This window comes from Acidiphilium sp. (assembly GCF_049977125.1).
GTDB lineage: Bacteria > Pseudomonadota > Alphaproteobacteria > Acetobacterales > Acetobacteraceae > Acidiphilium.
In genome coordinates this window covers 40,142-49,777 of the sequence record NZ_JBMFGY010000001.1, presented here as the reverse complement: position 1 = coordinate 49,777, position 9,636 = coordinate 40,142, and the positions used below count along the sequence as shown (strand labels likewise).

The following is a 9,636-nucleotide window of genomic DNA, read 5'->3' as shown; positions in this document are numbered from 1 at the left end:
CGCGGATGGCGGCGAGCAGATTGGCGGGGGTTTCGACATGTTCGATCACTTCGGTTGCGGCGATGACGTCCCACAATGCGCCTTTGGGGGCGGCTTCGGGGTCGGCTTGCGGGAAATAGCCGTCGTTGATGGTGATGCCGAGATCGGCGGCGCCGAGCCTTGCCATCGGCGAGGGGTCGATCCCGATGCCTCGCCAGCCGAGCGCGTGGATTGCGAAATCGAGGCCGAAGCCGTAGCCGCAGCCGATTTCGAGAAAGCCGGTGCCGGGCGGGCGGGCGATGCGGCCGATGGTTTCCGTGATCGGTACCAGTCCGGCGCCCTGCTGGATGTGGAACTGATGCCAGCCCCAGTCCATCACATCCGGGTCGTGGTAGTTCGGCACCGCGAGCGGCGGGTAGAAGCGGGCGGTGCAGGTGGGGCAGACGAACACTGGCTTGCGGTCGCCGCCCTTGAGTTTCGGCGCGGTCCAGGCGACGTCGAGCAGATGCGGCTTGGGGCCTGGCGCGCCGCAATTGGGGCAGGGGTCTTCGAACGGGGGTTGTTCGGTGCCGGGCCAGATGATCGTGATGGCGGAAGGCGGCACCGCAGTCACATCCAGATCCCGTGGCGTCAAACGAACAGGGCCGGCACGCGGCTGCGCAGCGCCTCGGTCAATTCGTCACGGCGGGCCCATAGCGCATGATACCAGTCGGTCCGGGCGCGCAGCTGGTAGGCCAGCATCCGCTCGGCACCGATTTCGGCGCGCGCCGCCTCGGCCAGCCGCTGCGCCGCTTCGGGATAGGCGAGCAGGCGGAGCAACTGCATCCGCAGATGATCGGGGCTGCGAAACAGCAGGCCGGTCTCGCCGTCGCGAATACTGGCGTCATACACGGTCGGGCTGGCGAGCGAGACCACCCGCGACGCGCTCGCCTCGATGAATTTCAGATCGGATTTCGCGCGGTTGAACGTTGTTTCGGCCAGCGGCATGAAGCAGATCTCCGAACCCGCGAGACGATCGCGATAGGTTGCGTAGTCGCTGGTCGGGATGAACTCCTTGTGGGTGGTATCGAGTGCGTCGAAAAACCCGCGATCATGCAGCACGGTCACGGCGAGCCGCGCTCCAACGGCGCGCAGCACCTCGTTCAGCACCGTCATGTAGGGGGCCCAGTCTTCCTCGCGGTTGAGCGCGCCGAAGAATAGGGTCATCCGATCGGGGTTGGTGAAGTTACGCGGGGCGACAAGTTCGCTCACGGCATTGGGAAATACCGCGACCTCGGGATTGAACTCGGTCAGCACGGCGGCGAGCGCCGTGGTGCTGGTCTGCACGGCGTGTACCGCGGTGAAGGTCAGTAATTCGGACGGCGACACGCCACGCGCTTCGAGAAATCCAGGATGATCATCGAATTCGGTGACCACCAGATAACCGCGCTCGATCAAATGACGCACCCGCGCCAGTCCTGGCTCGCCCAGCAGGAGGGGGCGGTGCAGCACGGCAATATGCGGCACGCCGGGCAGCACCGGCGCGATTTCGCTCTCCGGGCGGAGACTTGCGAGAACCGAGGCATCGCTCACCAGGGCGCGCACCGGCTCGATCACCCGCACGTCCGACACGCCGCCGACCGGCGGCAGCATGGTGGCGGCCAGCACCAGGCGCGGGCGTGGCTGCTTCTTGGCGCGCCAGATGAACTGGATCGGCGTCGCGCGGTTCAGATAATCGGCGCGATCCACGCCGATCGCGGCCAGCGCCGGGGCCATCGCGTCGACGAATTTGACCGCCTCGGTGCGGTCGGTCGGCCGGGGCCGCACGTCGCACAAGGAGAGTCCAGCGCGTTCCAGCGTCGCCGCCATGGTGCGCGGCGTGAACCAGCGCAGATGGGTCCGGTCGAGCAAGCCAGCGTCGTCATAATCGAAATTGCCCTTGAGCAGCCGGTAGGCGATGGACCAATGCTCGACATTGGGAAAGCACACGATCACCGACCCGTCCGGGTTGAGCTGTTCGACATGCCGGATCAGCACTGTCCATGGATCGGACAGATGTTCAAGGACATCGCCATAGACCAGGCAATCGATGCCGTCGGGCAGGTCGAAGGGCAGCGCCTCGGTCTGGACGTCGCACATCGCCGCTTCGGTCAGGCGGGTTTGCGCCATCGCCACCGAATCCACATCGACATCGACGCCGAGCATCCGCGCGCGGGGATTCCGCCGCAGATAGGCCGCGCCCAGCGCGCCGCCGCCGCAGCCGATGTCGATCACGGTGCGCGCGATCAGCGGCACGGCATCCAGCAGGTCGGGATTGGCGTAATCGGGATAGGCGCCGATCATCGGGATACCGTGGGCATCGAGCTTCGGGTGCACCGCGGTGAAATTATCCATGCTCACTGTCCTTGTCATCCTCGGTATCCGGACGACTGCCGCGCCCGACCCCATGATACACGAATCCGGCCGCGCGCATCGCGGCAGGGTCGAAAATATTGCGCAGATCGACGATCACGCGGCCTTGCATGTCCTGCGCGAGGCGAATCGGGGCCAGCGCGCGGAACTCGTTCCACTCGGTCATCACCACGAGCAACGCGGCGTTCTCGATCGCCTGCAACGCGCTCTCGGCATATTGCACGGAGGCCGGCAACAGCGGTTTGGCGGCGGCCATCGCGGCGGGATCATAGGTCACGACGACGGCGCCGGTCTCGACCAGCGCCTCGATCGCCGGGATCGCGGGAGAGTCGCGCATGTCATCGGTCTCGGGCTTGAACGCGAGGCCGAGTACCGCGACCCGCTTGCCGCGCAGGTCGCTCGCCGCCGCGTCGATGATCCGGCGGCCAAGGCCGGCCTTGCGGGCCTCGTTGACCGCCACAACCGTCTCGGTCAGCCGGCTCGGCGCGCGGGCGTCCTGGGCGATCCGCGCCAGGGCCAGCGTGTCCTTGGGAAAGCACGAGCCGCCGAATCCGGGACCGGGGTGCAGGAATTTCCGCCCGATCCGACCATCGAGTCCCATGCCGCGCGCGACGTCATGGACATCGGCCCCCACCGCCTCGCACAGATCTGCCATTTCGTTGATGAAGGTCACCTTCATCGCGAGGAACGCATTGGCTGCGTATTTGATCAGCTCAGCGGTTTCCAGCCCGGTCATCAGGATCGGCGTTTCGATCAGGTTGAGGGGCCGGTACAGTGCGCGCAGCACCGCGCGCGCCCGCTCGGTCTCGGCGCCAACCACCACCCGATCGGGGCGCATGAAGTCGCCGATCGCGTTGCCTTCGCGCAGGAATTCCGGATTCGAGGCCACTTCGATCGCCAGGTCCGGCCGCAATTGCGCGGCCAGTGCCGCGAGTTTGCGGCCGGTGCCGACCGGCACGGTCGATTTCGTGACCAGAACCGCCGGATGATCGAGCGCCAGAAGAACTTGCTCGGCGGCAGCGAACACATAGCTCAGGTCGGCATGGCCTCCGCCCCGGCGCGATGGTGTGCCGACCGCGATGAAAACCGCCTCAGCATGAGCGATCGCCTCGGCCAGAACACCGGTGAAACCAAGGCGCCCTGCCGCGCGATTGGCGGCGACCAGCGCCTCCAGCCCCGGCTCGTAGATCGGCATCTCCCCGGCCAGCAGGCGCTCCAACCGGTGGGGATCGGTCTCCGCCACCACGACATCGACGCCGAATTCCGCAAAGCAAGCGGCCGACACCAGGCCGACATAGCCACCACCGATAATCGCGATTTTCAAGTCGGTTCTCTCCATGTTCGCGCCGAAAGCCGATCGGGACTGCCGCGCGCGCTATCGAAAATGTGTTCTGGCAACCTCCATCCCAGGTTGCAAGTGACACAGGCGTGACCCGAACTGCAATAGTCGGCGTCATTGTTGCGGCTTTGCCGGATTCAGCGCCGCTCCCGTCGTGTTCCGGCCGACATGCCACGCGGGTTTGTCACCGCCCTGTAACATTGCGATAAGCTAAATTGCTTGCGCTCGTCACGGCGCAAACGTAGTCCTTGGCCATGAAAACGACACAATTCCGCCGTTGGGCCGCCGATGCCGCCAAGCGGCGCGCGATCGATCTTCTGGCGTTGACCACAACGCCCCTGGCCTTGCGCCTGTCGCTTGGACGATGGCCGTCGCCACTTGAAACCGATCAGTTCCGGGCGGCATTTCGGGATCAGACATCCGGATTGCCGGCGCTGGTGCGGGGGCTGACCGCGGTAGACGGCGTCGCCCCCTTGTTCATCCACGCGCTACGGCTGAATGCCGAGCCAGCCACAGTGGCGTTGTCGCCGATTTCGGGAAATGTACTGACGGCCTGGACCGGTCCGAAATTGGGGTTTCTGCACCTCGAGAAATGCGGCGGCGTCGCGGTGATGCGATGGCTGGCACCGCAGTTCCATCCCGACCAGATCGACCCCGATCCGTTCCGCGCCGCGCCGCCGCATCAATATTACCGCTCGCCGCCCGGCTTGGCGGGCAATGTCGCGCGTTATCCGCTGCTGTGGGGACATTTCGGCCTCCCCGCGCTGGAGCGGATCGACCCCGGTCGTTTCATCTTCACCATCCTGCGCGAACCGCGCGCCCGACTGATCTCGATCTATCATTTCTGGCGGAGTGTGCGACCCGAAATGGTCGATGACATCGACCATGATCCCATCGTGGGGTCGGCCCATCGCCATGATCTGCTTGGCTTCCTGCGCGATCCGGAGCCAATGCTGCGCGATTATCTCGATAATTTCTACGTCCGGCGCCTGACCGGGTGCTATATCACCGGCAGTGAAACCGATCGGCTGGCTGAGCAACCGGAGCGCTGCGTGGCGGCGGCGCGCGCGGCGCTCGACCGGATCGGCTTTGTCGGACTGACCGAGCGCATGGATGAATCCGTGCAGCGCCTGGCCGCGCGGATCGGCGCCGAGCCGCCCGTCGAATCGGTGCGCGGCAACGTGACGGCGGAAAACCATATCGAATCGCAGCATTTTTTCCGCCCCGCGGAGCGGAGCGTGATCACACCGGCGATCGAGGCCGAACTCGACCGGCTGACCCGGCTGGACCGCGAGATCTATGCCTGTGCCGTGCGCCGTTTCGATCATGCCGATCATCCGGCGGAACTGGTGTTCGCCTGACGGAGCTGACACGTCGGCCCGGGGCATCATCGCTTGCCGCATTGCGCGATCCGCGCGAGTATTCCGCATGGTCCTGCGCAAACTGGTTCTGAATCCCGATACCATCCTCCGCGCCTACCGCCTCGGATTGTTTCCGATGGCCGAGACCCGACAGTCCAAGACCCTGCATTTTCTCGACCCCGAACGGCGTGGCGTGCTGCCGCTCGAGGGATTTCACCTGCCGCACCGCCTGTTCCGCACACTGCGCACGACACCGCTGGTTGTGTGCGCCGATCGGAATTTTCGCGGCCTGATCGCCACCTGCGCGTCCCGTCGTGCGGAGCGGCCGGAAACCTGGATCAATGGCGAGATCGAGCGCCTCTTCGTCGAACTGCACGATCTGGGCCATGCCCATAGCGTCGAGGTCTGGGACGGTTCCCATCTGGTCGGCGGATTATACGGATTAGTGATCGGTGGCGCGTTTTTCGGCGAAAGCATGGTTTCGCTGGTCCGGGATGCGTCGAAACTGGCGCTGGCGCATCTGGTGGCGCGGCTGCGCCTGTCGGGGTTTACCCTGCTCGATACGCAGTTCCTGACCGATCATCTGGCGCGGTTCGGCGCGCGGGAAGTCTCGCGCGCCACCTATCACGCGCTGCTGGGCGAGGCGGTGGCGCTATCGGTCGCCTGGCGAGGCGACCTCGATACCGACACAATCCTGGGCGAGCTTGCCGGCATGCGCGCAACCCGAACCGTCTCCCCCCGCGAGGACCCGACATGAAGTTTTCCCCGATGATGCTCGGCTTGGCCCTGATGGTCACGGCCGGGACCGCCGATGCGGCGCTGCCGCGACTGATCCCCGATCATGACGCGATGGGCGTGTATCAGATCAGCCAGCCCGGCCGCCCCAGCCAGACCTGGCGGGTGCGTTTCCAGGCGGCGAGCCGAATGCTGCACGCGGTCAGCCTGTCGGGTCAGGCCAGCGGCGTGAGCGTGCTGCTCGATCTCGAGTCGGGTGCCGCCGATGTCGTGGTGCCGCAGATGCACGCCGTGGTCGCGGTGCCCGGCCTGTCTGGCCTGATCCATCAGGTGCTCGATCAGCGCGGCGCGCATTTCACCCGGTTGGGCGAGGCAAGCATCGCTGGTCATCGGTGCACGCGCTATCTGGTGCTCAAACCCAGAGGCGATGGTTCGGCCTGCATCACACGGGGCGGCATGGTACTCGCCGCGACCGGCAGGAACGATCACGGTTCGCTCTCGGTCACCGCGCTGCGGATCGCCGACGCGCCGCAACCGCCCGGCGCGTTCACGCTGCCGCCGGATTATTCCAGCGTGACTCTGCCGCCGCAGATTCTGGCGCAATTGCTGGGCGAATGAGACAGCTTCACCGGCCCGCGCGCCGGCGGACTTGCGTGAGTCCGCTAACTGGGTCATGACATCAACCCATCAATGGGTTCGGCGCAGAATTTTAGTTCGAACGACGCTTCTCTTTGATGGCTCCCCTCCGTACGCGCCGATTTTCACGGCCGGGCGGACCTCAACCACCCAAGGCTGCGTTGTCTTTGATACACCGCCGCCTTCGAAATAAGGACCGATGCACGCGCTTCTTGTCGCCTCTCCCGTTCAACCGCACCCCTCTCGCAGGTGTCGGCCGCGACCAGCGCTCCGGACCTTGATCATGACCATTTCACCAATCATCCGCTTCACAACCAATCACCCGCTCCGGCACGCTGGCGACCATCTGGTCCCGCCGCCGGCGCGCAGGAGTTTTTTCGTCAATGACCAAAACAATGCTGATCGATGCCAGCCACGCGGAAGAAACCCGCGTGGTCGTGCTGGATAACAATCGCCTCGACGATTTCGATATCGAGACTGCCGATAAAAAACAGATCAAGGGCAACATCTATCTTGCCAAGGTGATCCGCGTCGAACCCAGCCTTCAGGCGGCGTTCGTCGAATATGGCGGCAACCGCCACGGATTCCTGGCCTTCGCTGAAATCCATCCCGATTATTATCAAATCCCGGTGGCCGACCGGCAAAAGCTGCTGGCGATGGAGGCGGAAGAGGCGCGTCGCCGCGTCGAGGCCGAAGATGCGGAGGACGCACGATCCGCGCAGCCGCTGAACCGGGCGAGAGACGCCTCGATTGCCGACATCGCGATCGAAGAGGCGCCGCCACCCATGATCGAGGGTGAACTCATCGCCGATGAAGTGGCCGATGACAGACGCGATGTGATCGACGATCACGCTGAACCCGAGCGGATCGCCGGTGCGGCCGCCGAAATCGAGGCAGAGCTCTCGAGCAACGGCCCGCCGCCGGATGAGGGGGAAGCCACGATTGTCGAAGCCCCCGAACAGGTCGGCGGCGGCGACGATGGCGCCGATGAGGCGCGCGAACGCCGGCGGATGCGCGCACTGCGCTCCTACAAGATCCAGGAGGTTATTCATCGCCGCCAGATCATCCTGGTCCAGGTGGTCAAGGAGGAGCGCGGATCAAAAGGCGCGGCGCTGACAACCTATATTTCGCTGGCCGGCCGCTTCTCGGTGCTGATGCCGAATTCACCCAACGGTGGTGGCGTTTCCCGCAAGATTACCTCGGTCGCCGATCGTCGCCGCCTCAAAGAGGTCATGACCGAACTCGACATCCCCGACGGCATGGGCATGATCGTGCGCACCGCGGGAGCCGCGCGCCCCAAGCCGGAAATCAAGCGTGATTGCGAATATCTGCTCCGCCTGTGGGACGACATCCGCGAAAAGACCCTTGCCTCGATCGCCCCCGCGCTGGTTTATGAGGAAGCGACTCTGATCAAGCGCACCATCCGCGACGTTTACACCCGTGATGTCGATACCCTGCTGATCGAGGGCGAGGAAGGTTACCGCACCGCGCGCGAGTTCATGCGGATGCTGATGCCGACGGCGGTGAAAAAAGTGGTGCAATGGCAGGATCGCCAGCCGCTGTTCGCGAAATACCAGGTCGAGCAGATGCTCGAGCAGATGTTCCAGCCGACCGTGCAATTGCGGTCGGGAGGGTATCTGGTCATCAACCAGACCGAGGCGCTGGTTGCGATCGATGTCAATTCCGGCCGGGCAACGCGCGAACGCAACATCGAAGACACCGCGTTGCGCACCAATATGGAAGCCGCTGAGGAGGTGGCGCGTCAGTTGCGCCTGCGCGACCTTGCCGGGCTGATCGTGATCGATTTCATCGACATGGAAGTTCGCCGCAACAACGCCATGGTCGAGCGCAAACTCAAGGATGCGCTCAAGAACGACCGCGCCCGTATCCAGATTGGCAGCATCAGCCATTTCGGCCTGCTGGAAATGAGTCGCCAGCGGCTGCGCCCCTCGATTTCCGAGACCATGTTAATCCCGTGCCCGCATTGCGGCGGCGTCGGTCATATTCGCAGTACGGCGAGTACCGCCCTTGCGGTGCTGCGCGCCATCGAGGATGAAGCGGTGCGCCAGGCCGCCGAGCTCGCGGTGCATCTGGCACCCGACGTCGCGCTCTATATCTTTAACAACAAGCGCGCCCAACTGGCTGCGACCGAGGCGCGGTTCGATCTGGTCGTAACCTTCGTGGCGGACGGTCTGGTGCCGGCCGAATTCAAGATCGAGAGATTGCGCAGCCAGACCGCGCCCCGGCCGGCCGAGTTGCCGGTCGCCACGCGTGTCGCCGAATCAGCGGGAATGACCGCGACGTCGCGCGAGATTATCGATCAGGATGACGATAAGGCGCTGGATGAGGAAGATCTCGACAGCGCCGCCGCGCCATCCTCCACCGGCAATGACGAGTCGAAAACCGCCGAAGAGGCCGAACGTGGCCGCCGCCGCCGCCGCCGTCGCCGCCGTGGCGGGCGGCGTGACGACGCGCCACCCGCGCCGGGTGCCGAACAGCCGGATATGCCGGAGGCGCCCGCCGAGTTTGCGGCGCGCCTCGATCAACCCATCGTCACGCGGGTTGAATCGCGCGATGCCGCGGCAACCGTCACCCTCGCCGAAGCGCCGGCCATCGCCTTGACCGAAGCCGACAGCGATGAACCGGATGAGACGACCGCCGCAATCGTCGCTGAATTGACATCGACACTGGTTGTTGAAACCCCGGTTGTTGACACAAGGGCGGTTGATGCCCCGATCGTCGAAGCTCTGGCGAGCGTGCGCGCCGGTGAACCGGACGTCGAGGCGCCGAAACGCCGCCCGCCTCGCCGCCGCCGCCCCGCCACCGCCGCGCCACCGCCGCCGGAGCCGGTACTGCCGGTGTTCACCGACATCGCCGATATTTTCGAAGCCGCCGAACAGGCCGAGGCCCGCGCACCGAAACCCCGGCGCAGCCGTGCCGCCGCTAAGACGATCGTGCAGAAAACGCTGACCGAGGCAGAACCAGCGGCTACGGCACCAGCCGATCAGGCGACTGACGAACCTGCCCGCGATGCGGCCCCGCCGGCGCCGAAACCGGCCCCCGAGCCTTCGCCCGGTGAGCCGTCAACCAGGACGGAACGACCGGCGGTGGTTCAGCCCGTGGTGATCGGCGTGACCGAGATAAAAGCGCAACCCAAGCGGGGATGGTGGAAGCGCGCCTGAACGCCAGCCGCGC

General features: G+C 65.3%; 7 protein-coding genes. 4 read left to right on the top strand and 3 right to left on the bottom strand.

Annotated elements, in window-relative coordinates; all coding sequences use genetic code 11:
• The 3 genes from ACP5E6_RS00215 to ACP5E6_RS00205 form a co-directional block, all read right to left on the bottom strand.
• A partial coding sequence (locus ACP5E6_RS00215) for a methyltransferase domain-containing protein (RefSeq protein ID WP_427950044.1) occupies positions 1 to 592 on the bottom strand: 592 nt, incomplete at its 3' end.
• A 17-nt stretch (positions 593 to 609) separates the two neighbouring features.
• Positions 610 to 2,352: a methyltransferase domain-containing protein gene (locus ACP5E6_RS00210; protein WP_427950041.1), complete on the bottom strand. Its 1,743-nt coding sequence runs from the start codon at positions 2,350 to 2,352 to the stop codon at positions 610 to 612.
• Positions 2,345 to 3,694, bottom strand: a complete 1,350-nt coding sequence (locus ACP5E6_RS00205) for a UDP-glucose dehydrogenase family protein (protein ID WP_427950038.1) — start codon at positions 3,692 to 3,694, stop codon at positions 2,345 to 2,347. Before ACP5E6_RS00205 ends, ACP5E6_RS00210 begins: the two co-directional genes overlap by 8 nt.
• Before the next feature lie 269 nt (positions 3,695 to 3,963).
• Here ACP5E6_RS00205 and ACP5E6_RS00200 point away from each other — a divergent pair, with 269 nt between their 5' ends.
• The 4 genes from ACP5E6_RS00200 to ACP5E6_RS00185 all read left to right on the top strand — a co-directional run bounded on the left by ACP5E6_RS00200 (position 3,964) and on the right by ACP5E6_RS00185 (position 9,623).
• The gene (locus ACP5E6_RS00200) at positions 3,964 to 5,070 is read left to right on the top strand and encodes a hypothetical protein (protein ID WP_427950036.1); all 1,107 of its coding nucleotides are present in this window, start codon (positions 3,964 to 3,966) and stop codon (positions 5,068 to 5,070) included.
• Between the two features lie 67 nt (positions 5,071 to 5,137).
• A complete protein-coding gene (gene aat / locus ACP5E6_RS00195) occupies positions 5,138 to 5,827 on the top strand; it encodes a leucyl/phenylalanyl-tRNA--protein transferase (protein ID WP_427950034.1) in 690 nt (229 codons plus the stop codon).
• Positions 5,824 to 6,423, top strand: a complete 600-nt coding sequence (locus ACP5E6_RS00190; protein ID WP_427950031.1) for a hypothetical protein — start codon at positions 5,824 to 5,826, stop codon at positions 6,421 to 6,423. The genes aat and ACP5E6_RS00190 overlap by 4 nt, the downstream gene beginning before the upstream one ends.
• A 401-nt stretch (positions 6,424 to 6,824) precedes the next feature.
• Positions 6,825 to 9,623 (top strand): Rne/Rng family ribonuclease, encoded by a 2,799-nt coding sequence (locus tag ACP5E6_RS00185; protein WP_427950028.1) that lies wholly within the window; start codon positions 6,825 to 6,827, stop codon positions 9,621 to 9,623.
• Positions 9,624 to 9,636: the final 13 nt, after the last annotated feature.

What these genes read in the sequence shown, in the direction of transcription:
- ACP5E6_RS00210 (WP_427950041.1), bottom strand. Translation starts at nt 2,352, where the DNA reads ATGGATAATTTCACCGCGGTGCACCCGAAGCTCGATGCCCACGGTATC.
- ACP5E6_RS00200 (WP_427950036.1), top strand. Translation starts at nt 3,964, where the DNA reads ATGAAAACGACACAATTCCGCCGTTGGGCCGCCGATGCCGCCAAGCGG.
- aat (WP_427950034.1), top strand. Translation starts at nt 5,138, where the DNA reads ATGGTCCTGCGCAAACTGGTTCTGAATCCCGATACCATCCTCCGCGCC.
- ACP5E6_RS00190 (WP_427950031.1), top strand. Translation starts at nt 5,824, where the DNA reads ATGAAGTTTTCCCCGATGATGCTCGGCTTGGCCCTGATGGTCACGGCC.
- ACP5E6_RS00185 (WP_427950028.1), top strand. Translation starts at nt 6,825, where the DNA reads ATGACCAAAACAATGCTGATCGATGCCAGCCACGCGGAAGAAACCCGC.